Origin of the sequence: Lentzea sp. NPDC102401 (genome assembly GCF_044765805.1) — a bacterium.
In the GTDB taxonomy this organism is placed as follows: domain Bacteria; phylum Actinomycetota; class Actinomycetes; order Mycobacteriales; family Pseudonocardiaceae; genus Lentzea; species Lentzea sokolovensis.
Genome location: NZ_JBIWKS010000001.1, coordinates 1,202,384 through 1,226,751, shown reverse-complemented (window position 1 = coordinate 1,226,751; position 24,368 = coordinate 1,202,384). Strand labels below are relative to the sequence as shown.

The 24,368-nt window shown below is 69.0% G+C and carries 24 protein-coding genes; 15 read left to right on the top strand and 9 right to left on the bottom strand.

Annotated features, from left to right (window positions below; genetic code table 11):
• Nucleotides 1-44: 44 nt before the first annotated feature.
• Nucleotides 45-1,514 carry a DUF1996 domain-containing protein gene (locus ACIRG5_RS05490; RefSeq protein ID WP_402900523.1) on the bottom strand — a complete coding sequence of 490 codons (1,470 nt, stop codon included), beginning with the start codon at nucleotides 1,512-1,514 and terminating at the stop codon, nucleotides 45-47.
• A 95-nt stretch (nucleotides 1,515-1,609) separates the two neighbouring features.
• A complete protein-coding gene (locus ACIRG5_RS05485; protein ID WP_402900520.1) occupies nucleotides 1,610-2,512 on the bottom strand; it encodes a DUF4142 domain-containing protein in 903 nt (300 codons plus the stop codon).
• A gap of 137 nt (nucleotides 2,513-2,649) precedes the next feature.
• On the opposite strand from ACIRG5_RS05485, the gene ACIRG5_RS05480 reads away from it, so the two are divergent.
• From ACIRG5_RS05480 to ACIRG5_RS05435, 10 genes are all read left to right on the top strand, one after another.
• Nucleotides 2,650-3,408, top strand: coding sequence for an SGNH/GDSL hydrolase family protein (locus ACIRG5_RS05480; RefSeq protein WP_402900517.1), 759 nt, complete (start codon nucleotides 2,650-2,652; stop codon nucleotides 3,406-3,408).
• 142 nt (nucleotides 3,409-3,550) lie between these two features.
• The gene (locus ACIRG5_RS05475) at nucleotides 3,551-4,945 is read left to right on the top strand and encodes an ABC transporter substrate-binding protein (protein ID WP_402900515.1); all 1,395 of its coding nucleotides are present in this window, start codon (nucleotides 3,551-3,553) and stop codon (nucleotides 4,943-4,945) included.
• 49 nt (nucleotides 4,946-4,994) lie between these two features.
• Nucleotides 4,995-6,812, top strand: a complete 1,818-nt coding sequence (locus ACIRG5_RS05470; RefSeq protein ID WP_402900512.1) for an ABC transporter permease — start codon at nucleotides 4,995-4,997, stop codon at nucleotides 6,810-6,812.
• Nucleotides 6,809-7,501 (top strand): ABC transporter ATP-binding protein, encoded by a 693-nt coding sequence (locus ACIRG5_RS05465; RefSeq protein WP_402900509.1) that lies wholly within the window; start codon nucleotides 6,809-6,811, stop codon nucleotides 7,499-7,501. Before ACIRG5_RS05470 ends, ACIRG5_RS05465 begins: the two co-directional genes overlap by 4 nt.
• Entirely contained in the window at nucleotides 7,498-8,151 is a 654-nt protein-coding gene (locus ACIRG5_RS05460; protein ID WP_402900506.1) for an ABC transporter ATP-binding protein, read from the top strand. Before ACIRG5_RS05465 ends, ACIRG5_RS05460 begins: the two co-directional genes overlap by 4 nt.
• A complete protein-coding gene (locus tag ACIRG5_RS05455) occupies nucleotides 8,148-9,401 on the top strand; it encodes a choice-of-anchor P family protein (RefSeq protein WP_402900504.1) in 1,254 nt (417 codons plus the stop codon). Before ACIRG5_RS05460 ends, ACIRG5_RS05455 begins: the two co-directional genes overlap by 4 nt.
• Nucleotides 9,398-9,706, top strand: a complete 309-nt coding sequence (locus ACIRG5_RS05450) for a hypothetical protein (protein ID WP_402900502.1) — start codon at nucleotides 9,398-9,400, stop codon at nucleotides 9,704-9,706. Before ACIRG5_RS05455 ends, ACIRG5_RS05450 begins: the two co-directional genes overlap by 4 nt.
• Before the next feature lie 42 nt (nucleotides 9,707-9,748).
• Nucleotides 9,749-9,937, top strand: a complete 189-nt coding sequence (locus ACIRG5_RS05445; protein WP_402900499.1) for a hypothetical protein — start codon at nucleotides 9,749-9,751, stop codon at nucleotides 9,935-9,937.
• Nucleotides 9,938-10,146: 209 nt separating this feature from the next.
• Entirely contained in the window at nucleotides 10,147-11,481 is a 1,335-nt protein-coding gene (locus ACIRG5_RS05440; protein ID WP_402900497.1) for a cellulose binding domain-containing protein, read from the top strand.
• A 154-nt stretch (nucleotides 11,482-11,635) separates the two neighbouring features.
• Nucleotides 11,636-12,652 carry an MFS transporter gene (locus ACIRG5_RS05435; RefSeq protein ID WP_402900494.1) on the top strand — a complete coding sequence of 339 codons (1,017 nt, stop codon included), beginning with the start codon at nucleotides 11,636-11,638 and terminating at the stop codon, nucleotides 12,650-12,652.
• Nucleotides 12,653-12,655: 3 nt separating this feature from the next.
• On the opposite strand, the gene ACIRG5_RS05430 is transcribed toward ACIRG5_RS05435, so the two are convergent.
• Genes ACIRG5_RS05430 through ACIRG5_RS05415 form a run of 4 tightly spaced genes read right to left on the bottom strand, consistent with a single transcriptional unit; the run spans nucleotide 12,656 to nucleotide 16,132 of the window.
• On the bottom strand, nucleotides 12,656-13,600 hold the full coding sequence (locus ACIRG5_RS05430; RefSeq protein WP_402900491.1) for a DUF1152 domain-containing protein: 945 nt from the start codon (nucleotides 13,598-13,600) through the stop codon (nucleotides 12,656-12,658).
• Complete coding sequence (locus ACIRG5_RS05425; protein ID WP_402900489.1) at nucleotides 13,540-14,238, bottom strand: LLM class flavin-dependent oxidoreductase; 699 nt, start codon at nucleotides 14,236-14,238, stop codon at nucleotides 13,540-13,542. Before ACIRG5_RS05425 ends, ACIRG5_RS05430 begins: the two co-directional genes overlap by 61 nt.
• A 5-nt stretch (nucleotides 14,239-14,243) precedes the next feature.
• Complete coding sequence (locus ACIRG5_RS05420; protein WP_402900486.1) at nucleotides 14,244-15,344, bottom strand: MFS transporter; 1,101 nt, start codon at nucleotides 15,342-15,344, stop codon at nucleotides 14,244-14,246.
• Nucleotides 15,345-15,358: 14 nt separating this feature from the next.
• Nucleotides 15,359-16,132: an NmrA family NAD(P)-binding protein gene (locus ACIRG5_RS05415; protein WP_402900484.1), complete on the bottom strand. Its 774-nt coding sequence runs from the start codon at nucleotides 16,130-16,132 to the stop codon at nucleotides 15,359-15,361.
• A 143-nt stretch (nucleotides 16,133-16,275) separates the two neighbouring features.
• On the opposite strand from ACIRG5_RS05415, the gene ACIRG5_RS05410 reads away from it, so the two are divergent.
• Both ACIRG5_RS05410 and ACIRG5_RS05405 read left to right on the top strand, forming a co-directional pair.
• Complete coding sequence (locus tag ACIRG5_RS05410; protein WP_402900481.1) at nucleotides 16,276-17,130, top strand: bile acid:sodium symporter family protein; 855 nt, start codon at nucleotides 16,276-16,278, stop codon at nucleotides 17,128-17,130.
• 33 nt (nucleotides 17,131-17,163) lie between these two features.
• The gene (locus ACIRG5_RS05405) at nucleotides 17,164-18,570 is read left to right on the top strand and encodes a carboxylesterase/lipase family protein (RefSeq protein WP_402900478.1); all 1,407 of its coding nucleotides are present in this window, start codon (nucleotides 17,164-17,166) and stop codon (nucleotides 18,568-18,570) included.
• Here the strand turns inward: ACIRG5_RS05405 and ACIRG5_RS05400 are convergent.
• A complete protein-coding gene (locus ACIRG5_RS05400) occupies nucleotides 18,563-20,077 on the bottom strand; it encodes a M20/M25/M40 family metallo-hydrolase (RefSeq protein WP_402900475.1) in 1,515 nt (504 codons plus the stop codon). The genes ACIRG5_RS05405 and ACIRG5_RS05400 overlap by 8 nt on opposite strands.
• A 101-nt stretch (nucleotides 20,078-20,178) precedes the next feature.
• Here ACIRG5_RS05400 and ACIRG5_RS05395 point away from each other — a divergent pair, with 101 nt between their 5' ends.
• A complete protein-coding gene (locus ACIRG5_RS05395) occupies nucleotides 20,179-20,919 on the top strand; it encodes a lipopolysaccharide kinase InaA family protein (RefSeq protein WP_402900473.1) in 741 nt (246 codons plus the stop codon).
• Here the strand turns inward: ACIRG5_RS05395 and ACIRG5_RS05390 are convergent.
• Together ACIRG5_RS05390 and ACIRG5_RS05385 are read right to left on the bottom strand one after the other, a co-directional pair.
• On the bottom strand, nucleotides 20,836-21,615 hold the full coding sequence (locus tag ACIRG5_RS05390; protein WP_402900470.1) for an ABC transporter permease: 780 nt from the start codon (nucleotides 21,613-21,615) through the stop codon (nucleotides 20,836-20,838). The two genes, ACIRG5_RS05395 and ACIRG5_RS05390, sit on opposite strands and share 84 nt — an antisense overlap.
• A complete protein-coding gene (locus ACIRG5_RS05385) occupies nucleotides 21,612-22,520 on the bottom strand; it encodes an ATP-binding cassette domain-containing protein (protein WP_402900909.1) in 909 nt (302 codons plus the stop codon). The genes ACIRG5_RS05390 and ACIRG5_RS05385 overlap by 4 nt, the downstream gene beginning before the upstream one ends.
• 129 nt (nucleotides 22,521-22,649) lie before the next feature.
• Here ACIRG5_RS05385 and ACIRG5_RS05380 point away from each other — a divergent pair, with 129 nt between their 5' ends.
• Both ACIRG5_RS05380 and ACIRG5_RS05375 read left to right on the top strand, forming a co-directional pair.
• The gene (locus tag ACIRG5_RS05380; protein ID WP_402900467.1) at nucleotides 22,650-23,399 is read left to right on the top strand and encodes a TetR/AcrR family transcriptional regulator; all 750 of its coding nucleotides are present in this window, start codon (nucleotides 22,650-22,652) and stop codon (nucleotides 23,397-23,399) included.
• Between the two features lie 205 nt (nucleotides 23,400-23,604).
• A complete protein-coding gene (locus ACIRG5_RS05375; RefSeq protein WP_402900465.1) occupies nucleotides 23,605-24,366 on the top strand; it encodes an anti-sigma factor family protein in 762 nt (253 codons plus the stop codon).
• Nucleotides 24,367-24,368: the final 2 nt, after the last annotated feature.

The window sequence follows — 24,368 nt, the reverse complement described above, 5'->3', positions numbered from 1 at the left end:
GGGCACCGGGGGATTTCGCCTATCTGAACTACGTGGTCAGAGCGTCACTCGCGGCACTTCTTGCCGGTGTTGACGCAGTTGACGAGGCGGTTCATGATCTTCTGCGACATCACGTTGGCGAAGTCGTCGTGGTCGGTGAGCGGGTTGTGCTCCTCCTCCGGGAAGGAGTCGACCAGGTAGCGACCGTCCTTCTGGACGTCCAGCGGGATCTTGTAGGTCAGCGAGATGCGCAGCTGGGGAACGGCCTTGAAGCCCTTCTGGCACTTGCCGTTGGCGTCCGGGAACACGATGTGCTCGCGGTGCTTCTCGGAGTCGATGTTCTTGCCGTCCCAGCAGCTCGGGAAGTCGTGGATCCGCTTGACGTTCGAGCCCTGCGGGCAGATCGGGTACTTGTCCATCAGGACCTTGTCCTCGAACCCGGTGCAGGTCCAGGACGCCTTGGCGTTCTTCGGGCCGTTCTGGCCGGCCTTCGCGTCACCGTAGAGAATGCGGAGGAACTTCGGCATCGCGACGACCTTGCCGGTCGGGCTGCCGCGGAACTGGAGGTCGACGACGGCGGGGCGCTGGATCTCGCCCTCGTTGCCCTCGAGCTCGTTGTCGGCGTTCTCCTCCGGGTTGTTCTGGTTCTTCTTGGCCTCGGTGCCCTCTGCCTGGGCGGCGTCGGCGTTCTCGCCGCCGTTGTCGAGGCCCTTCTCGCCCGCGGCCTTGTCCTTGATCGCGCAGGCGGCGGCCGGGTTCAGGTCGGGAGCCTGCTTGCCCTGGCGGCTGAACGCCAGCATCATCCGGTTCAGGATGGCGGCGCGCTTCTCGCGCGTCGGGCCGACGATGATGTTGTCGCGGTCCTGGGCCTTGGTGGTCTCGAGCCTCTTCTCGGCCTCGGCGGTCACCTTCTCGATGTTCTCGAGTTCCTTGTCGATCTCCGCCTGGGCGGCGTCCGGCACGTCCTCGGGCAGCAGCGACGCGACGTCGGGGCACTCGAGCTGGGCCGCGGCCTTGTCGGCCTTGTCCTTGTCCTGCTGGGCCTTGTCGTCCTTCTTCGGCGGGGCCTGCTCCTCGGCCGGTGCGGCCTCTTCCGCTTCCTCGTCGATGATGCGCACGACGGGCCAGAAGTACGCGGACTTGTCGCCGTTCTTGCAGGTCGTGCCTGCCGCCTGCAGCGACTTGTTGTTCGAGTCCGCGTTCGTGGAGAGGTTGCCGACGTAGTCGTGCAGGTGCTGGGCACCGTTGCGAACACCAGGCTGCGCGATGAAGTTGTCCGGGTTGAAGTGCCCGTTCTCGTTCCGCCCGCAGTTGACGGTGAACGTGCCTGTGGTGGCGTCGTTCTCCGGCTTTGGTTTTTTGACGTTCGGCTTCACCTTGGTGATGTCGACGAACAAGCTCTTGTCCGCACCGTCGGCGAGCGCGGAGCCATCAGAAGAACTGATGGCCACCACCGCGGCACCGCCCGCGACCACGGCCATCGCCGCCGCAGCGGCGGTGAGCCAGATCGTGGATTTCCTCCGGTGAATAGCCATTTGCCACCTCGTGGTAGTCCGATAAAACGGCATGGTGAAGCTGACGGCGGTATGGGGCCGCTATCTTCGGGATTGAACCTGGGTGTGCTGTTTTTTTAGAACGAACGAGATTTCCGCCGTGTTTTCTTCGATCGGGATATCATTCGCATCCCCACCAGCGCGAGCGCGAGCACCCCGATGGCGGCGAAGAAGACGCCGTTGTTGTCCCCGAACACGCCTTGCTCGGCGGTGCGGGTGAACTTCGTGCCCTCCGGCACGGTCGGGATCACGCCGTCGGTCGGGTTCGCTGACTGGTCGGCGGGCTGGTCACCTGACGCGTCCGGTGCCCCGGTGTTGTCCGCGGGCGGTGGAGGCGCGAGTGGTTGTGGTGACTCCAGTCCGGCGAAGTCGACGCGACCGGTCTCCTCGAGCACCTTCATGTGGTCGAAGACGGTGATCATCGCTTGCGTGGAAAGGATGCGGACGAGCTCGTTCTTGGTGCCCGCCCGGATCTGCGCGGCATAGGCGTAGACCTTGCCGTGCGCCGCGCGGAGCCGGTTGGCGAACACGGCGTCGAACTCGTCGCCGTTCGCCGCGTCCATCTCGGCGAGCCAGCCTTTCTGCTCGTCCGAGGCTTCGGTGGGCAACGTGTGGCCGAGTAGAACGCCCGCCCGGTTCACCACGTTGTCCAAGAGCGTGTGCCCCTCGATGAGGTGCTTGCAGGCCTCTTGGATCTTGGGCTGGTCGGCGCGCTTGGCCTTGCCCTTCTCGCCCGCGGGCTTCTCCCACAGTCCGGCCTGCTTGACCCGGTTCATGAAGTCCCGGTCAGCCGGTCCGAGCGGCCCCCACTGCGTCTGGACGACCTCGTCGCCCGTCCCGCTGCTGCCGGGCGGCGGCGTGGAGATGGGGGTGGACGGCGTCGTGCTGGGCTGACCGATCGCGCTCCCGGTGTTCAGGAGCACCGCCAGCGCACAGCCGGCCAGCGCGACCATCAGTCGCGTCGGCTTAGCCAGATCCATGGAGAGTCGCACGACCGGGGATACGGCCAGGAATGGGAGAGCGCCTCAGTTCGAGACGTCTCCGTTATCGAAACGTTATCGCCGAGGCCGCAACCCCGGCCAGGTCTGCGCTGAATGCCCCGCATAGGGTCGTGAGCATGAGCAAGCGTTTTGTGGCGTTGGGGGACTCGTTCACCGAGGGTGTGGGCGATGACGACGCCAGCCGACCGAACGGCGTGAGGGGCTGGGCCGATCGCGTCGCCGACGTGCTGGGCGCGGCGGACCCCGAGTTCACCTACGCCAACCTGGCCGTGCGCGGCCGGCTGCTGCCGCAGGTGCTGGGCGAGCAGCTCGAACGCGCTCTCGCGATGAAGCCGGACCTCGTCTCGCTCTACGCGGGTGGAAACGACCTCATGCGTCCGAAGGTGGACATCGACGCGTTGATGCGCCGCTATCGCGCGGCCGTCGCACGGTTGGTCAACGCGGGCGCGCGCGTAATCCTGTTCACGGGCGTCGACGGTGGTGACGACCCGGTGTTCCGCAAGATGCGTGGTCGCGTGGCCATCTACAACGAGCACGTGCGCGCGATCGCCGCCGAACATGACTGCGTGCTGGGCGACATGTGGAACATGCGGCAGCTGCGCGACCGCCGCATGTGGTCCGCGGACCGGCTGCACCTCAACTCGCTCGGGCACACCGAGGTCGCGATCTCCGTTCTGGAGGGCCTGGGGGTTGAGCACGCGCTGGAACGGACCCTGCTCGGCGTGGCTCCGCTGGTCGACCGTCGCGTGCGGCGGGCAGAGGACTGGCAGTGGGCGCGCGAGCACGTCGTGCCGTGGGTGATGCGGCGGGTGCGCGGGGAGTCCTCCGGGGACGTGATCCGGCCGCGCCGTCCGGAACTGCTGCCGCCGTCGTAAGTAGAACGTGTTCCTTGGCGCGGTCGCTTCTAACGAGGCGACCGCGTTTTGGTGACGGCTTTCCGTGCGATTCTTTGCAGATAGAACGCGTTCTAGAAGTTGCTTGGGTCTGGATGGATGCAGATCCCTAACGTCAGTGCGCATGCGTCGCAGGACCGCACTGATCGCACTCACGATCTGCGCGTTGCTCGCCGGATGCGGAAGCAGGCTCACCGACGAGCAACGGGCCGCACTCGTCGTGCCTCAAGGAGGAACGGCGGGCACTCAGGACGGCGCGGTGACCGGCGAGGACGGCGCCGTGTCCGAGGGCACCGCGGAGCAACCGGGTGCAGCGAACCCGCAGGAGCCCAACAAGCAGCCGAACCCGCCCGGCAGCATCGCGGGCGGCTGTCAGGGCACCGGCGGCGCCACGGACAAGGGCGTCACGGCCGGCGAGATCACGATCGCCAACATCTCCGACATCAGCGGCCCGGTGCCCGGCCTCTTCCAGTCGGCGCAGCAGGCGACCAAGGCGTTCGTCGAGTACTTCAACGCCACCCAGGGCTCGGTGTGCGGCCGCAAGCTCAAGCTCGTCTCGTTCGACTCGCGCACCGACAGCGGCGGCGACCAGCAGGCCACCTCCCAGGCCTGTGAACAGGCCTTCGCGCTGGTGGGCTCGATGTCGGCGTTCGACCAGGGCGGCGGACCGGCGGCGGCCGGGTGCGGCATCCCGGACCTGCGGGCCTCGACCGTCACCGCGCAACGCCAGCGCACGGCCGTGAGCTTCGGTGTCGCGTCGAACGTCGTGAACCTCGTGTCATCGGCCGGGCCGGACCTGGTCAAGTCGAGCTTCCCCGGCGGCGTCAACGCGGCCGCGTACCTCTATCTCAACGCCGACGCGAGCGCGCAGAACGCCAAGAGCATGCAGAAGGCGGCGGAGGCGCGCGGGATCAAGTTCGTCTACTCGCAGGCCATCGACATCACCGACGTCAACTACGCGCCGTACGTGGCGAAGCTGAAGGAGACCGGCACCAAGATCGTCTACTGGATCGGGTCCGCGCAGTACGCGGTGCGGTTGCAGCAGGCCATGCGGCAGCAGGGGTACACGCCGGAAGCGTTCATCACCGACCCGTCCGCCTACGACCCGCAGTACATCAAGCAGGGCGGTGCGGCGGTCGACGGCACCGTCGTCTACACGAACGGCGCGCTCTTCGAGGAGTCGAACGCCCAGGTGGCGCTGTACAAGCAGTGGCTCGGGCGGGTGGCTCCCGGCGCGGCGCCCTCGTACTTCGGGATGTTCGCCTGGTCGGCGGCGCGGTTGTTCGTCACCACCGCGGCGAAGGTCGGGCCCCAGTTGACCCGCAAGGCGATGCTGGAGGCGGTGCGAGGGGTGCACGACTTCACGGCCGAGGGGATGGTCGCGCCGCAGGACGTCGGTGGCAAACGGACTTCGGCCTGCATGACGCTGGTGCGGCTGAAGGGCGGGGCGTGGTCGCGGCTGGCCCCGGCGTCCGGCTACTCGTGCGGGACGTTGATCGACACGGGGGTGGGCGGATGACGGGGAAGCGCGCCTGCCCGGCCTTCGGCCTCGTCACGGGGAGCGGCGCATGACCGCACTCCTCGCCTACACCATCTTCGGCCTGGTCACGGGCGGCGCGTACGCCGTCGTGGCCGGTGGCCTCGTGCTGACCTACAGCACCTCCAAGGTGTTCAACGTCGGCCACGGCGCGATCGGCATGGTCATGGCGTTCCTCTACTGGGAACTCGCCGAGAACCGCGGCCTGCCGCAGTGGCTCGCGTTGCTGCTCGTGGTGGGGGTGTGCGCGCCGCTGTTCGGGCTGGTGATCGAGCGGTTCATCATGCGACGGCTCGCGGGCGCGCCGATCGGGATCACGCTGGTGGCCGGGGTCGGCGTGCTGGTCGGGCTCATCGGGGTCGCGCAGGTGATCTGGCCACCGCAGGCGCGGCCGGTGCGGCCGTTCCTCGACCAGCTCGGCGTCCACATCGGGCAGTCGTTCGTCAGCGGGCACGACCTGGTCACGCTGGCCTGCGCGGTGCTCGTCGCCGGCGGGTTGTACGTGCTGCTGAACCGGACGCGGACCGGGCTCGCGATGCGGGCGTGCGTGGACGCGCCGGAACTGGCCGCGCTCTACGGGACGCGGCCGCACCGGTTGTCGGCGCTGAGCTGGGCGATCGGGTCGGCTTTGGCCGCGCTGGGCGGGATTCTGCTGACGCCGGTCGTGCAGCTGGACTACGTGACGATGACGTTGCTCGTGATCACGGCGTACACGGCCGCGCTGGTCGGGCGGTTGACGAGTCTGCCGTGGACGTTCGCCGGTGCCCTGGGGCTCGGGCTGGTGCAGTCCTACGCCGTCGCCTACCTGCCGTCGTCGCCGTTCTGGATCTCGTTCCGGGCGGCGATTCCGGCGTTGCTGCTGTTCGTGGTGCTGCTCGCGATGCCGCAGTCGCCGTTGCGCATCGGCGGCGTCCGAGGGACGCGCGGGGTGGCGGTGCCGAACGCGCTGACCACCGGTGTGGGCGCTGGATTGTTCGCGGGTGTGGTCGTCGCGCTCGCGTTGCTGGTGGACTCGGTGGTGGCGGGGCAGCTCGCGCTGGCGCTGGTGTTCGGGATCGTGCTGCTGTCGATGGTGCTGCTCACCGGGTACGGCGGGGTGGTGTCGCTGGGGCAGTTCACGTTCGTCGGCGTGGGCGCGGTGACGGTGGCGCGGCTCGGATCGGCCTCTCCGCTCTCGTTGCTCATCGGTGCGGGCGTCGCGGCGGCGGTCGGAGCGCTGATCGCGTTGACGGCGTTGCGGGTCAGCGGGTTGTACCTGGCGCTGGCGACACTGGGATTCGCGCAGCTCATGGACAAACTCGTGCTGCAGTCGCCGATCGCCTTCGGGGTGCGGGGGAGTCTGCAGGTGCCGCGCATGGTCGAGTCCGCGACGGGGCAACTGCTGCTGGCAGCCGGTGTGTTCGTGCTGGTCGGGATCGGTGTGCTGGCGGTCAGGCGGGGGCGGCTCGGGCGGCGGATGATCGCGGTCAAGGACAGTTCGGCGGCGTGCGCGACGCTGGGGTTGAACGTGCGCTGGATCCGGGTCTGGGTGTTCTCGCTGTCGGCGGCGATCGCGGGGCTGGCGGGCGGGTTGTTCGCGCAGCTGCGGGAAACCGTTGCCGCGAGCGACTTCCAGCTGTTCAACAACCTGCCGTTGCTGCTGTTCGCGGTGATCGCGGGCGTGACGTCGGTGTCCGGCGCGTTGCTCGGCGGAGTGCTGCTGATGCTGCTTCCCGTGCTGCAGAGCGGTTTTCCGGCGTTCGCGGGGGTGGCGGTCGTGCTGCTCGGCGTCGCGGCGGCCGGGCTCGCGCGGGATCCGAACGGGCTGGTCAGCTGGGGTTTCCGGGCCTGGTCCTGGCGGCGCGCATGAGCACGTTGCGGGTGGAGGGCGTGACGGTCCGCTTCGGCGAGGTGACCGCGGTCGACGACGTGTCGCTGGTCGTCGAGCCCGGGGTCACCGGCCTGATCGGGCCCAACGGCGCGGGCAAGACGACGTTGTTCGACGTGATCAGCGGCCTGCGGAAGCCGTCGTCGGGCCGGGTCACGCTGGACGACGCGGACATCACGTCGCTCGGCCCGCACCAGCGGTCCAGGCTCGGTGTCGCGCGGACGTTCCAGCGGCTGGAGGTCTTCGGGTCGCTGACGGTCTCGGAGAACGTCCTGGTGGCGCTGGAAAGCCGGCGCCGGCCCGCGAAGCTCGCGCAGGAGTTGCTGGAACGGGTCGGGATCGCGGAGTTCGCCGGAAACCAGGCCGACACCGTCCCGACCGGTGCCGCGCGACTGCTGGAACTGGCTCGCGCGCTGGCCACCGATCCGGTGTTGCTGCTGCTGGACGAGCCGTCGTCCGGGCTCGACCGTGCGGAGACCGACGCGTTCGGCGAGTTGCTGCGACAGTTGAGCGCCGAGGGCCGTTCGGTCGTGCTGGTGGAGCACGACATGGACCTCGTGATGGGTTACTGCGACCACGTGCACGTGCTGAACCTGGGGCGGTTGCTGGTGTCCGGAACGCCGGACGTCGTTCGTGCACACGAGGGTGTCCGGGAGGCGTATCTCGGATGATCGACCTGACGGACGTCCACGCCGGCTACGGCCGGATCGAGGTGCTGCGCGGGGTGTCGCTGAACGTGCCGCGCGGGACCGTCACCGCGTTGCTCGGCCCGAACGGCGCAGGCAAGTCGACGCTGGTCAAAGTCCTCAGTGGACAGCTGCGGGCCACCTCCGGCCACGTGCACCTGGGCGGTGTGCACGTCAACGACGCCGCGCCCGACGAGCTGGCGCGCGTGGGCCTGTGCACGATCCCGGAAGGGCGTGCGATCTTCCCGAACCTGACGGTGGCAGAGAACCTTCGCCTGATGCGCGGGGACGCCGACGTGGTCTACGCCCGGTTCCCGAAGCTCAAGGCGCGACATCGGCAGCTCGCGGGTTCGATGTCCGGCGGCGAGCAGCAGATGCTCGCGTTCTCCCGCGCGCTGATCACCGACCCGGCCGTGCTGGTGATCGACGAACTCTCGATGGGACTGGCACCGGTGATCGTCGCAGAGCTGTACGAGGTGGTGGGGGAGTTGGCGCGCTCCGGTGTCACGATGCTGATCGTCGAGCAGTTCGCCGAGACCGCCTCCGCCGTCGCCGACCAGGTCGTCGTCATGACGCACGGCGAGATCTCCGCCGATTCCGACCTCGCCACCGTCTACTTCGGAGGGACGTCATGAGGTACGCGCTCGTCCTGCTGCTCCTCCTGCTGTCCCCGGCGCCCGCTCGGGCCTCCGACATCGGCGGCTTCACGCTGTCCGCGCACGCCGCACCGGTCTCCGTGCTGCTGCACACCGATCTCATCCCGGTGCCGGCCGAACCGCAGGGCGAGGTGCACCTCTCCTACACCCAGACCGAACTGGGCGCGGGCCCGATCGGCCGGTCGGTGGCCAGTTCGCTGTGGCCGGGCGCGGCCGTGGGCACCGGCCTGCCGCAACTGCTCGGCTTCGCCTACCCGGTGCAGGCCAACGCGGCACACCCCGGCGGCCCGGCCGACCAGGCCCAACCGGGCATGCGCGCCTCCGCCGGCGCCACCAAGGCCGAGTCCTACGCGGGCGCCAAGCAGGAGGTGCCGTTCCTGCTGACCGCTGACGGCCTGTCGTCGAGCAGCGTCAGCACGGTCAGCGCGTCCGAAGCACGTTCCACGGCCGTCACGTCCGCGCAGACGATCTCGCTGCTGGCCGGCGTGGTCGTGATGTCGGGGATCCGCTTCGAGTCCGTGGCCGTCAGCGACGGCAGCAAGGGCAGCGGCACCAGCACGTTCTCGGTGGCCGAGTTCACCGTGCTGGGCCAGAAGTTCCCGGTCAAGGCCCCGGGCGCACCGCCGGACGGACTCCTGAAAGCGTTGGAACCACTGGGAATCACCCTGGCCTGGCCCTCGGCGGCCACGAAACTCGAAGCCACGTCGGCGACGTCCTCCAGCCGCGGCCTGACCCTGACCGTCGACGTGCTGGCGTTGCGCACCAAACTGGGCCTCGGCGGCATCCTGGACGGCGTCGTGGCCCCGTTGCTGCCCAAGGAACTCGCGCCGCTGCTCAACCCGCTGCGCAAGATGGTGGTGATCGTCGGTGACACCGAGGCCGTCGCGAACGCCTCCGCCTCCTCACCCCTGACCCCACCCGACGCACCGGCACCGGTCGTACCTCCACCGCCTTTGGCTGACGCACCGCCACCTCCGGGCCTGGGCACACCTCCGGTCGCGGGCGTGAACCCGCCGTCGAAGTCGGTCACCCCGGTCGCCTCGGCCCGCACCAGGCCGCGCTCACTGCTCGACTTCCCCGGCGTGCCGGCGCTGCTGGTGCTCACCGGCCTCGGGGTCGCCGCGGCGGGAGCGTTCGGCATGAAGTCGTTCGGCACCTTCCTGCTGGGCGGCGCCCCCTGTCCCTCCGGGCACCCCACCGGTGTCCCCGACCTGCGGGTGAACCCATGACGATCCAGGACCGGCGCCGCGCGAAGATGCGCAGCGGACTCGGCCTCGCCGGCACGATGCTGATGACGGCGGGCATCGCGGCGATCCTCTTCGCCTGGTGGGGCGTCGCGCACACCGGGTACACGTTCGAGCAGATCCCGTACGTCGTGTCGGGCGGGATCCTCGGGGTCGGGCTGATCGGGGTCGGCGGGTTCCTCTACTTCGGATCGTGGCTCACGAAGCTCGTCGAGGAGCAGCGGCAGGCGACCTACGCGCTTCTGCAGTTGCTGGAGGAGCGCGATCGGGAACGGGTGGAGCGGGTCTAGCGCACGGACCTGCGCCCGCTGACAGCGGCGACGTTGGCCGAGGTGCTGCACGCACGGGACACCGGTGGCCTTGAAGCGGTGATCGCCTACGAGAAGGGGTTCGGCGTCCTGGCCGAGGGCGCCGCGTCCGGGGAAGAAGTGCGAGCCTGGCCAGGCGTCGAGGAGATCTCCGCCGGTGAGTTCGAACGCGTCTGGACGACCGCCCGCGAGCACCTCGAACGAGCCACCTGACCCGTCGCGGTCTCGGTACCGGTTTCGCCCACGTCAGGGACTTTCGTCAGTGGTCAACTGACAACCATGTCAAGTGGACTGAGCGTGAGAGCGTTCCCTCGAACCGTGCTGACGAGGGCGAACGATGTCCGGTTCATCCCCTTGAACAGGTGGTTTAGACCAGTTAACGTGCCTGTCATCACGTACCCCCTGCACGTGAATGGAGCACCATGAAGAAGTTTCGCTGGCAGATCCTGACCCTCGGCCTGGCGATAGCCACCGTGGTCGGAGGCGTTGTCGCCGCGCCCGCGAGTGGCGCGTCGGGCGTGACGGCGGCGTTCACCAAGACGTCGGACTGGGGCAGCGGCTACGAGGCCAAGTACACGATCTCCAACAGCGGCGGGTCCGCGCTCTCGTCGTGGACCGTCGAGTTCACGCTGCCCAGTGGGCAGTCGATCGCGTCGCTGTGGGACGGCAGCTATGCCGCCAACGGCCAGAACATCACCGTCCGCAGCACCTGGAACGGCAACGTTCCGGTCGGTGGCAGCACCAGTTTCGGCTTCACCGTGAAGGGTTCCGGCGCGAACCCGTCCAACTGCAAGGTCAACGGCGGTTCGTGCGACGGCACCGGCAACCCGCCGACGTCGACCACCACGACCACCACCACGACGACGTCGAACCCGCCGTTGCCCGGCAACGGTCGTGGCGCGCCCTACCTGTACCTGGGCTGGGGCGAACCGCAGAACGCGACGCAGGTCATGAGCCAGACCGGCGTCAAGTGGTTCACGCTCGCGTTCGTGCTGTCGAGCGGCGGATGCACCCCGGCGTGGGACGGCCAGCGTCCGCTGACCGGTGGCGCCGACCAGCAGACGATCAACGCCATCCGCGCGGCCGGTGGTGACATCGTGCCGTCGTTCGGTGGCTGGAGCGGCAACAAGCTGGGCCCGAACTGCTCGACCCCCGAGGCGTTGGCCGGCGCGTACCAGCAGGTCATCAACGCCTACGGGCTCAAGGCGATCGACATCGACATCGAGAACTCCGACGAGTTCGAGAACACGACGGTGCAGGACCGGATCATCACGGCCCTGAAGATCGTCAAGCAGAACAACCCCGGCATCCAGACGATCGTCACGTTCGGCACCGGCACCACCGGCCCGAACTTCTACGGTGCCCGGCTGATCGACCAGGCCAAGGCGCTGAACGCGAACATCGACGTGTTCACGATCATGCCGTTCGACTTCGGCAGCTCCAACGTCCGCGCGGACACCATCGGCGCGGCCACCGGGCTGAAGAACAAGCTGAAGTCGACCTTCGGCTGGAGCGACGCCGAGGCGTTCAAGCACGTCGGCATCTCGGGCATGAACGGCCTGTCGGACCAGCGCGAGCTGACCACGGTCGACGACTGGACCGCGATCCGCGACTGGTCGAAGTCCAACGGCCTCGGGCGACTGGCCTTCTGGTCGGTCAACCGCGACCGCGGCGGCTGCGACGGCCAGGTGTCCGCGAGCTGCTCGGGCATCCAGCAGTCCGAGCTCGCGTTCACGAAGATCACCGCCGGCTTCTAGGCGACTACGGGCCGTCAGCGCCATTTAATCGGTGGCGCTGGCGGCCTAGTCTTGTGCCATGCGACGACGACATTGATCTTCAACTGATCTGACCCGAACCGCGACGGCGTGGGCGTGGTGTTCGCACCTCATCCCCATCTACGCGCTGTACGCGTTGCTCTTCGCCGACAGCGGGCTGTCCGACGCCCAGATCTCGGTGCTGCTCGCCATCTGGTCGCTGACCGCGGTGTTCTTCGAGGTGCCGTCCGGCGCTCTCGCCGACCGGTTCTCGCGGCGCGGTTCCCTGGTGGTCGCCGGTGTGCAGCAGGCTGCCGGATACGCGTCGTGGGTGCTGTTCCCGTCGTTCTGGGGTTTCGCGGCCGGTTTCGTGCTGTGGGGTCTCGGTGGAACGCTGACCTCGGGCGCGTTCGAAGCCCTGCTGTACGACGGGCTGGCGGCCAACGGCGACGAAGACCGGTACGGACGGCTCAACGCCCGTGTCGACACCATCGAGCTGATCGCCCAGGTGCCGGTCGCGGTCGTGGCCACCGCGCTGTTCTCCTTCGGTGGCTACCCACTCGCCGGCTGGGCGTCCGTCGCGATGTGCCTCGCGTCGTCGGTGATCGCTTTGAGGTTCCCCGAACCTGAACGCGACTCCGGGGACGACGACGAGCCAGGCTACTTCGCGACGCTGAGAACCGGTCTGCGCGAAGCCATTCCGATCAGACGTGCCGTGCTGGCAGTGGCTCTGGTGTACGCGCTCGACGCGTTCGAGGAGTACTTCACGCTGCTGGCCCAGGACTGGGACGTGCCGACGGTGTGGGTGCCGCTGGCGACGATCGGCATACCGCTGATGGGTGCGGCCGGCGCCTCACTGGCCGGACGACTGCCGTTCCGCGGCTGGGTGCTGTTCGCCTCCGGCGCGCTGCTGATCGTGGCCGCGTGGCTGGCGGTGCCGCCGGCGATCGTCCTGCTGGGACTGTTCTACGGCCTGTACCGGTTCGTGCTGGTGCACGTGGAAACCGAGCTCCAGCACCGGATCGAGTCCGATTCCCGTGCGACGGTCACGTCCGTGGCCGCGATCGGCTCGGAGTTCGTGGCGTTCGCGGTCTACGGACTGTGGGTGCTGGGCTCGGCCATCGCCATCGGTGTGCTGGTCCTGGTGGTGGCGGTGGTGATCCGACGCAGATGAGCCTCAGTGGGGGAGTGCGCGGCGAGGGCGTCGGTCATCGACGCCCTCGCGGTACTCCTCGATCGCGAGCGCCACGTCGAACGCCGTCCGCGTCTTCTCCAGCGCCGGCAGGTAGTGCACGCCGCGAGCCAGGGCATCCAGATCGACGCTGAAGTACACGCCCATCAACGGGTTCACGAACAGCTCGCTGCCCTCGGTGCGGGTGGTGAACTGCACGTTCCCGAACTCGCCGCGCAACGAGGCCGCGATCTGCCCGTTCACGATGCTCGGCGACAACGGTGTCGCGTCCTGCGCCTGCTGCACCGCGGTCGTGTAGGCGCGGGCCTCGTGGCTGTCCGACGGGATCGACAACGCGCCGAGGTAGGCGCCCTGCTTGTCCAGCGCCGCCAGGTTCTCCAGCACGTGCGCGTGGCACACGCCGTGGTGCGCGTCGATGCCGAACCCGAGGCTGGTCACGATCTTCACGACGCCGTCGATGCCTGCCACGGCGGCGAGGCTCGTCATGTCCTCGGTGGGCGTGCCGAGGTGCTGCTCGTCGCCGCGCAGCAGGATGTCCGTGCCGCCGTCGACGAGCACGACCGCGTCGATGGCGTGCTTCTTGATGATCGTGCGGTAGGCGCTGCGCAACGGCCGCACGCCCGTGCGTGGGAACGCGTAGACGGTGTCGTTGAGGAACCGCGCGAGTTCGCGTTCGGGGAAGTACGCGTCCTCGCCGGAGGTTTCCGGTGCGACGGCGGCAAGCCCGCGCTCCAGCCACGCGTCGAGGTCGAGGCGTTCGAGGTCGCTGAAGCTGAGGCTGGCGTAGTGCACGCGCTTGCCCTGGCCGCGCAACGCGACGCCGAGCGGGATGCCGGCGAACACGTCGAAGCCGCCGCCCGCCCCGGCGATCAGGACGTTCTGTGCGGCGTGGAGGCGAGCGAAGAGCGGCGGTGTGGCAAGGCTGAACACACCGCCGACCCTAGCTTTTCGACATCCGCGGGGCTGCTGACTTTCACGAGCAGGCGGTCGGGTTCCCGCGCCAGACCCTCGTCCAGTTCGGTCGCCAGCACGCCGACTCTGGGATGCGCGGCCTGGTCGCGGTACCGGGCGACGTGCTCGGTCTGGTCGGCGAACACGAACAGGCCGTCGTCGTGCTCCGCGGCCAGATCGGCGATCTCGGGCGACCTCGTGCAGGCGTGCCACAGGTAGGGCCGGTCGGGCCACAGCGCTTTCAACGCCAGGTGGTGCTCGATCGTCAACGGGAGGCTGTACTCGATCTCCTTGCCGAACCAGCCGAACACCCTCGCGGTGTTGCCGCGGCCGAGCACCAGATCGGTCCTGCCGGCGGCGAGCAGAGCGAGCGTCGCGTACTCGGCGGCGAGCCGGGCCGGGTCGTTCGTGGTGATCAGCGTGGTGGCGGTGGACAGTCGCAGAGTCGTCCGTGCCGCGATGTGGGCGAGGAGCGTGGCGGGACAGGACGAGTTGTAGGGCGGGTTGTGGTGCTCACCGACGGCGAAGACGTCGAGACCCGCGTCCTCGGCCGCGATCGCCAGGGTGACGATCTCCGACGGCTGGAGGTCGCCCGCGGTGAAGACGCCGATCTGCACGACGGTCAGTGTCGCAGCCGGACGGTCCACAGACAGCCGGCGACCGCGATCGCTCCCGCCGTGGCCAGTGCGGCGGACGTGGAGACGTTCGCGACGAGGCCGAGCAGGATCGGCCCGCCGCCGAGCCCGATGTCGAGGAACGCGCTGGCCGTCCCCGAAGCCGCACCGCGTTCGTGCGGTCCCGCGGTGGCGAAGATGGCGGCGAAGAACGCGGGGGTGCTGAACGTGACGCCCAGTGCGAGCACGACGCTGCCGGCGACGAGGCTGAACGGCGTGAGGAACAGTCCCGTCGCGATCACCGCCATGGCGCTCGCGCCGAGCTTCAGCGGCGGCAGGCGGTCGGGGACCTTCGCGAACACCACCCTCGCGACCACGACCGTGGCGCCGTAGAGGAAGAGCGGCAGGCTCGTCGTGCCCATGCCGGTTTCCTGCGCCCGCAGTGCGGCGAACGCGAGGAAACCGCCGCTGGCCGCGATCGCCGTGCAGAGCGCGATCCCCGGCCCGATCGCGGGGCGGTGGATCAGCGCGGTGCCCTCCTGGCCGCCGGAGGTGCCCGTCTCGCCGACGAACGCCGAGACGACGCCGGTCACGACGCACAGCCCGGCGGCCGCCAGCCAGGCCAGGGGGAACGACCGTTGAGTGAGGACCTCGCCCAGCGGCGGACCCGCCGCGAGCCCGAGGTAGAGGCCCAGGGAGTTGATGCTCAGGGCTTCGCCGAGGCGGTCCGGCGGGGAGATGTCGACCAGGGCAGCGAACCCGGCCACGAAGAACGCGGCCTCGGCGACGCCGAGCAGCAGCCGCAGCCCGATGATCACCGGCAGGTCGGTGGCGAGTGCGGTGAGCGCGAGGCAGAGCGCCGCCCCCAGAGCGCCCCCGACGAGCAGAGGTCTCCTGCCGACCCGGTCCGTGAGGCGACCCGCGAGCGGGCGCAGCAGCAGGGCCGAGACCGCGAACGCGCCGAACGTCAGGCCCGCCGCGGCTTTGGACTCGCCCAGTGGGCCGGTGACGTAGAGAGGAAGCGCGTAGATCGAGATGCCCGCCGCGGTGAAGTAGCTCAGGTCGGCGGCGGTGAGGAGGGCGAAGCGCCCGGTGAGCAGACGCGCCATCGCCCCAGGGTGCGCTAGCCGCGCTCGTCCGGCAAGAAGTCGGCGAACGTACGCAGACCGGGTTGGAGGGCGCGCAACGCCTCGATGTCGACGGGCGGTTCGGCGCGGTCGCTGAACACCTTCCGCAACTCCGGATCGTCCACCTGGACCTGTTCGTACTCGACGCCCATCAGCCCGGCGATCTCCACCGGTGTCAGCAGATCCCCTGCCAGCGTCAGCGACGAGCCGATGAACCGGGCGGGGTCGGCGAAGACCTTCGCGGCGATCGCGCCGATGTCGTCCACGGCGATCAGGTGGTAGCGGACCGACGGATGCAGCAGGTGCGTCAGCTTCGGCAGGTCCGGCGCGTACAGCCCGTCCATGAACGTCGTCGGCCGCAGCACCGTCGCGGGCAGGCCGATGTCCGCGATGTGCCGCTCGACCTCCCACTTGCTGTCGAACGACGCGACGCCCGTCTCGGTGGCCGCGGCCACCAGCGACGCGTACACGAGGTGCGAGACACCGGCGGCCAGTGCGGCGTCGGCGACGTTGCGGCCCCATCGGGTCTCCACGGCGGGGGAGTAACCCTGCGGTGAACGCGGGTCGTGCGGCGCGGGCTGCACGCTGAACACCGCGTCGGCACCGGCGAAGGCCCGCACGAGCGACTCCGGCGAGTCCTGGTCGGCCACCGTGCCGCCGGGGATCCGCGCGAACCTGCTCACCGCACGGACGACCCAGCCCGCCGCGATCAGGTGCCGCGCCACGGCGCCGCCCTGCTTGCCGGTCGCCCCGAGCACCGCCGCGATCATTTCTGCCCCCAGAAGGTTTTCTACAGGACTATCACGGATCCGGGGGTGGTGCCGCCACCTGGCCGATTCCATCGGGCCGGGCGTAACGCCAGGATCTTCCGAACAGATCAAACTGCACAAGCTGGACATCCGCGGAGGCCACCGTGCTAGTCGTACAGATCTTCCTGCCGCTGGCACTGGGCCTGGTGATGTTCGGACTCGGTCTCACGCTGACCACCGACGACTTCGCCAGGGTCGCCAAGTACCCCAAGGCCGCGGTCATCGCGCTGGTCTGCCAGGTGATCGTTCTGCCCGCGATCTGCCTCGGGCTGGTGCTCGCGTTCGGGCTCAAGGGCGTGCTCGCTGTCGGCATGATGCTGCTCGTCGCGTCGCCCGGCGGCACGTCCGCGAACCTCTTCAGCCACCTCGCCGGTGGGGACGTGGCGCTCAACATCACGCTCACCGCGATCAACTCGGTGCTCGCGGTGTTCACGCTGCCGCTGGTCGTCGGCCTGAGCATGGCGCACTTCATGGCGGACAGCGCCGAGGTCGGGTTGCAGCCGGCGAAGTTCGTGCAGGTCTTCGCGATCGTGCTGGTGCCGGTGGCGATCGGCATGCTGGTGCGGCGGAAGTTCGAGACCTGGGCGCTCAAGATGAACGACCCGGTGCGCATCGCGTCCGTCGTGGTGCTGGTGCTCGTCATCATCGCGGCGATCGCGCAGGCCTACCAGCAGCTGATCGACAACATCGGGACGCTCGGCCCGGTGGCGTTGCTGCTGAGCGTCTTCAGCCTGCTGATCGGCTACTACGTGCCCAAGCTGTTCAACGTCGAACGCAAGCAGGCGATCGCGTCCGCGATGGAGATCGGTATCCACAACGCCACGATCGCGATCACGCTGGCGCTGACCGTGCTGAACGACGAGACGATGGCGATCCCGCCCGCCGTGTACGGGGTGCTGATGTACCTGCCGGCGGCGGTGGCGGCACGGTTGTTGTCCCGCACCAAGGCTGCCGTCTAAAGCTGTTGCGGTGGTGGTTAGGTTGATCGTGACATGCGTTCAACCTCAACCACGTTGATGGCGGCCGTACTCGTTGCCGCAACCGCTGTTCCCGCCCACGCCGCGGGAATCGTCCGCACTGACACCGGACTTGTGTCAGGAACCACCGCCGCCGCCCTGCGCTCGTTCCAGGGCATCCCGTTCGCCGCACCGCCGACCGGGGAGAACCGCTGGCGCGATCCGCAGCCCGCGAAGCCCTGGCAGGGCGTCCTCAAGGCGGACAGGCCTGGTCCTCGTTGCGAGACCGACGAAGACTGCCTCTACCTCAACGTCACCACCCCGGTCCAGGCCACGAACCGCCCGGTCATGGTCTGGATCCACGGCGGCGGCTTCACCAGCGGCGCTGGCTCCGACTACGGCGCAGACCAGTTGGCGCGCAACGGTTCTGTCGTCGTCACGATCAACTACCGCCTCGGCGCGTTCGGGTACTTCGGCTTCCCAGGACTCGCCGGCTCCGGCGCGTTCGGGCTGAGCGACCAGCAGGCCGCGCTCGGCTGGGTCCAGCGCAACATCCGCCAGTTCGGTGGCGACCCGCACAACGTCACGCTGTTCGGGGCGTCGGCGGGCGGGTTGTCGACGTGCGCGCAGCTGACCTCTCCCAAGGCTCGCGGCCTGTTCCACCGGGCGATCATCCAAAGTGGACCATGCCGGTTCGGCACCCCGGCGGGGGAGAACCAGGTCCAGCACGCCTGGGCCAAGCGCGAAGACGTCGAACGGGCCGGTGCTCGGGCAACGGGCTGCGCCGACGTTGCGTGCCTGCGCCGGCTCACGGTCGAGCAGGTGAACGCCCTGACACCGCAGTTCTCGTCGCCCGCCTACGGCACGAAAGCGTTGCCGGAGAACCCGATCACGGCGCTCCGCGAAGGCCGCTTCCACAGGATCCCGGTGCTCGCGGGCACCGCGCGCGACGAGTTCTCGGTGTTCGCCGCGATGTTCTACCCACCGCTGGACGCCGCCGGGTACGAGCAGGCGCTGGTCGACGGCTTCGGCGCGGCCAAGGCGCACCGGATCCTGGCCGCCTACCCGCCGCGCGGTGGCGACGAACGAGTGCCGCTCTCCGCGGCGCTCTCGGCGATGACCTCGGCCTGCCCCACCGCCGAACTGCGCGCGCAGACCCACGCGTTCGGCTACGAGTTCGCCGAACCCGAGCCGCCGATGATCTTCCCGGGCATGCCGGAGTTCCCGTACGGCGCCTACCACGGCTCGGAGCTGCCGTTCCTGATGCGGTACGCCGGCGTCGAGCTCGCTGGGAAGCAGCAGAAGCTCTCCGAGGAGATGGTGCGGGTGTGGACCCGGTTCGCGCGGACCGGACATCCCGGCTGGGCACGCCAGGACGTCCGGCTCTTCGCGACCGAGCAGGTCGCACCGGCAGATCACCGGTGCGATCTCTGGGTTAGCTAGCGGAACCCCGTGGCGCGCGTCCGTGCGACTTGCCGGGCGCGCGCACGCCGTTCACCGTCGAGGTGTCGAACGCGAACGTGATCACCGCGGTGGCGATCGCGTCGGCGTTGACGTCCAGGGCGGTCAGGTTCAGGTTCGACCTGGTGTCGCACGGCTGGTGGTAGCACGGGTCGAACGCGACGCCCGCGGTGCCGCCGTACCGTGCCGCCTGCTCGGCCGTCTTCACGTCCTCCGCCCCGGTGAACAGGCCGCCGGCCGGGATGTTGACCGCGATGAACGGCCCGTAGTCCGACCGTCCGGAGAAGTCCGTGTCCTCCGACGGCAGGCCGCGGTCGGCGTAGAAATTCTCGAAGACGTCCTCGATCTGCGCCGACCCCGGCGGGATCGGCACGGGTGCGGTGCCGCTGGAGTCGTCACCGTCGTAGATGCCGTAGAAGTGGTTCGGCGAACCGACCATGTCGAAGTTCAGGTACAGCGCGATCTTGTCCTGCTCGGCCTGCGGCAGCGTGGCGACGTAGTGCTCGGACCCGAGCAGGCCCTCCTCCTCGGCGCCCCACCAGGCGAAGCGGACCTTCGCGTTGGGCTTGACCTTCCTCATCTGGATCGCCGTCTCCAGCAGCGCCGCGGAGCCGCTGCCGTTGTCGTTGATGCCGGGCCCGTCCTGCACGCTGTCGAGGTGCGCGCCGGACATCACGACGTTGTCGGGGTTGCCGTCCCGGGTCTCGGCGAAGACGTTCCACGCCTGCCGGGTCTCCTCGGTGAAGTCGACCTTCACCCTGACCGTGGCGCCGGGCGTGAGCACGATGAGCTCCGAGGCGGTGGCGTAGGTCGCGAACACCACCGGGATCGCGAGACCCGGTGTGTCACCGATCGGCGTGACCAGGCCGGTGCGGCCGGGCTGGCCCTCGTTGAACAGGATCACCGCCGCCGCGCCCGCGGCCTGGGCGTTCAACGCCTTCACGTTGAACCCGCAGGTGCCGCGCTGCAGCATCGCGATGCGGCCGGGGACGAACCCGGCGAAGTCGGCGGCCTCGCAGCCGCTGCTGTTGCCGTTCGGCGCCGGGGTCGGCGGGACGACCACGTCGACGGGCTGGATGACGCCCGTGACGTCGCCCTCGGCCGTCGGGACGAACCCGTTGCGGTTGAAGTCGGTGTCCCGCTGGAAGGTCCGCGGCACCGGCGAGACGCGGTCGAGCCGGGAGTTGTCCTCCACGTACGGGAAGTCGAAGCTCTGCACGCTCGGCGAGTAGCCGGCCGCGGTCAGTTGCGAGACCACGTAGTTCACCGACGCCTGGTATCCAGGACGTCCGGCCGCGCGGTCGCCGTGGGTGTCCGCGATGGACTGGAACGCGTCGAGATGTCGCAGGACACCGTTCAGCGTCACGGCTTTGGTGAGTTTCGCAGGGGAGTTGTTGTTGGGATCAGCGAGTGCCTGCCCGGTCAAAGCCAGTGGTAGAACCAGTGCCAGGACTGACAACAGCGCCAAGCGCCGAGGACGTTGGACCATCGGTGTACCTCCATGCGTACATCGCCGCCGAATGCGTCCCCCGACGATCCTTATCTGTCCGATGTGTCTTGTGTTACACCGTTGCTACGGGAGGTGGGTGTTTGTTCCGTTTGCTGGAGACCGCTCTGCGCGTCGAACCGCTGCGAGGAGAGGGGCTCACCAACGTCCTGCACCTCGTCACGCTGGCCGACGGGCGCAAAGCCGTGCTGCGGCAACCGAAGGTGGCGCGCGACCTGCCGAAGTTCGTCGTGCCCGGCGCGCCGGAGGTCCTCGCGCACAACGGCCGCGGTGACGTGCTGGTCGAGTACGTCGAGGGCCGGACGCTCGCGGACGCGCTGCCGGTCTCCGAAGAGGTCTGGCGCAGCATCGGCCTGGCGTTCCGGAAGATCCACGACGTCGGCCTGCTGCACAACGACGTGAACCTCCACAACATCATCGTCGGAGAGGGCGAAGCCACGCTGATCGACTGGGACAACCCCGGCCAGGGCAACCCGCTCGACGAGCTCGCGGCGTTCGAGGAGCACCTCTACCTGCACGGAACCGTGCTGCCCCAGGCGTTCTGGATCGGTTACGGGACCCGGCCGGACCCGGCCCTGCTGCGGGTGCACCGGATCGCGGGTTGCATCGGCTGGCTCGCGAGCGAGGACTGGCAGGAGTGGGAGGACGACCGGACGCTCCGGCCCGAGTTGCTGGCCAGGGTCCGGAACTGGCGGCGACTGCTCGCCCAGTGGCTCGCCGACCAGCTCCGGACCGATCTTCTAGCGGCTGAGGTTGCGGTACTTCAGCACGGACAGCGGCCAGAAGATCGCCACGAACACCGCGGGCCACAGCACCGCGAGTAGCAGCGAGTTCTGCGCGGCCCACGAGTCGCCGCCGACACCGGGGTTGCCGAACAGCTCCCGCGCCGCCGCCACCGTCGACGACAGCGGGTTCCACTCCGCGACGACCCGCAGCCAGCCCGGCATCAGCTCCGGCGAGACGAACGTGTTCGCGAACATCGTCAGCGGGAACAGGAACATCCACGACGCCTGTGCCGCCTCCGGCTTGACCAGCAGGCCGAGGTAGATGCCGACCCAGACCAGCGCGAACCGCAGCCACAGGAACAGCGCGAACGCCAGCAGGGCGTTGAGAAGTCCGTCGCGGAACGACCAGCCGATCACCAGCCCGCACAGCGCGAGCACCAGCAGTTCCAGCGACGAGTTCACCAGGTCCGCGATGCTGCGCCCGGCCACGACGCCGGTCTGCGACATCGGCGAGGCGCGGAACCGGTCCGTGACGCCGCGGTCGGCGTCCATCGACACCATCATGATCGTGCTCGCGACGCCGAACGCGATGGTCTGGCCGAACATGCCGGGCAGCAGGAACTCGATGTAGTCGCCGCCGCCGAAGACGTTCATCGCGCTGCCGAACACCAGCCCGAAGATCAGCACCGAGATGATCGGGTAGGCGAGGTTCGCGAACACCCTGACGGGCTCGCGCACCCAGTGGATCAGGTCCCGCCTGGCGACGATCCACGAGTCGATGGCCGCGTACCTCATGCCGGCACCTCCGCGACCGCCTTGTGGCCGGTGATGGCGAGGAAGACGTCGTCCAGCGTCGGTCGCCGCAGCGCGATGTCCTCTGCCTCGACACCGTGCGCGGCCAGCGCCGACGTCACCCGCGTCAGCGCCGCCACCCGGTCGGCCACCGCCGCGCTGACCCGGAACGTGTCGGCGTCCACCTCGGCGTCCGGTCCGAGGACGTCCCGCACGACCGGGAGCTCGTCGGCGTTGCGGACCACGACCTCGATCCGGTCGCCGCCGAGCTTGGACTTGAGCTGGTCCGGCGTGCCCTGCGCCGCCACGCGGCCGGTGTCCATCACGACGATCTGGTCGGCGAGCTGGTCGGCCTCGTCCAGGTACTGCGTGGTCAGCAGCACCGTCGTCCCCTCGGCGACGACCCGCTTCACCTCTCGCCACACCTCGCCGCGGTTGCGCGGGTCGAGGCCGGTCGTCGGTTCGTCCAGGAACAGCACCGACGGGCGCGTGATGAAGCTCGACGCCAGGTCCAGGCGCCGCCGCATACCGCCCGAGTACAGCTTGGCCCGTTTGCCGGCCGCGTCGGTGAGCCCGAACTGCTCCAGCAACTCGTCCGCCCGCACCTCGGCCTGGCGCTTGCCCAGGTGGTAGAGCCGCCCCCACATGACCAGGTTCTCCCTGCCGGTCAGCACGTCGTCGACCGTGGACTGCTGGCCGTTCAACGCCACCTGGCGGCGCACCGCCGGCGCCTCCCGCGCCACGTCGTGACCCGCGACCTCGGCGCGGCCGCCGTCCAGGCGCAGCAACGTGGCGAGTATGCGCACCGCCGTGGTCTTGCCGGCGCCGTTCGGCCCGAGCAGCCCGCAGACCGTTCCCGCCGGTACGGCCAGGTCGAACCCGTCCAGGGCCGCCTTCCTGTCGAACATCTTCCGCAGGCCTTCCGCGAGCACCGCGTGTCCCACGCCTTCGCCCCCTTTAACTGCTTACGTTGTACACCGAGTGTACGTTGTACACGGTTCTAGGATTCACAGCAAGCAGGTTGTGAAGGGGGCTGGGTGAAGAGCGATCGGGACCGGAGCGTGCGGCTGCTGTGGGAGGCGCCGGCCGAGCCGACCAGGGGGCCGAAGGCCGCGCTGAGTCAGTCACGGGTGGTCGAGGCGGCCATCGAGGTGGCCGACGCCGAGGGGGTCGAGGCGCTCACCATGCGCCGGGTCGCCGAGACGCTGGGCTTCACCACCATGTCGCTCTACCGGCACGTGCCCGGCAAGTCCGAGCTGCTGGACCTGATGGTCGACGCGGTGTGGGGCGAGACCGAGCACACGCCCAAGGGCCCGTGGCGGGCCGGGCTGGAGTTCTTCGCGCGGCAGGTGTGGGCGATGTACCGCGCGCACCCGTGGATGCTCCAGCTGACGACGTCGCGGCGGATGCCCGGCCCGCAGGCCATGACCCGCCAGGACGCCGCCTACGCGGTCGTCTCCGAGCTGGGGCTGGCGTCCGAGGAGATCGTGGCGGTGGTGACGGCCGTGTCCCACTTCGTCGTCGGCGTCGGCCGGACGATGGCGGACCGCGTCCAGGCCGAACGGGAGACCGGCGTGTCCGAGGAGGACTGGTGGAACGGCAGGGAGGCGCTCTGGGAGCACTTCACGCCGGACCGGCTGCCGATGATGACCCACATCTGGAACTCGGGCGGCTTCGAGCGGATGCTCGACGACTTCGAGTTCGGTCTCGCCAGGGTCCTGGACGGCCTCGCGGTGTTCATTGAGGCGGAGGACCGGCCGCTGGTTCGTCCACAGACGTGCCTGTAGCATTCGAGACACCTTGAGTCGTCCGATCGAGTGAAAAGCGCAGCTCAGGCGGGGCCGGAACCGTAGTTGGGCGGTTACGTAATGCCATTGTTATGCGCAATCAGAATGAACTCGTTCGCAAGCTGAACCGACCACTCCTATCTGCCCGTTTTCCTTCGTGACACCGTTTCGCCGCGGGGGCAAATCGGGACGACGAGGAGGTCGTATGACAGCTGGCGCGCACGACGCGGTCACCCTTGGCTGCTACGCGCTCGGCGTTCTGGACGCGCACGAGAGTCTTGGCGTGGAGCAGCACCTTCGGGGCTGTCCGTCCTGCCGTGCGCAGGTCGCCGACTTCCATCGGATCCGCACAGCACTTGACGACGTGCCACGTGAGGCATTTCTGCACGAGCTCGAGGACGACCTGCCCATGCCATCGGACCTGCTGCTGCAGCGCACGCTGCGGCAGATCAGGCAGGAGTCGGTCATTCCGCAGCAGCGGGAGTCCGACCCACGCCCGAGAGCGAGTCCTCCACGACCGGTGGAGGACCTCCCCGAACCGCAGCACGCCAGGCCACGGCGCTGGCCGGGCTATCTCGTCGCCGCGGCTGTCGCCGCGGTGGTCGCGTTCGGGGGTGCGGCGGTGTTCATGCAGAACCAGCCACCGCAGTCGACGATCGCCGGACCTCGCACGGGCGAGGGCAAGGCGAACGGCGGGATCGAGCTGAAGGCGAACATCGCGCCTTCGTCTCAGGACCGGTACATGGTGACGGCCGAGGTCAACGGCCTGCCTGCCTTGCAGAAGTGCAAGCTGGTCGTGATCGGCAAGGACGGCACCAAGACGGAGGCGGTCGCCTGGACCTCGTCCGAGAAGGCGAAGGCCGAGGGTGCCACCGTGCGAGGCGTGGTGAGCGTCCCGCCGGACCAGGTGCAGTCGATCGCGGTCGAGAACACCGAGGGCAAGCAGTTCGTGGTGGCGAACCTGTAAGG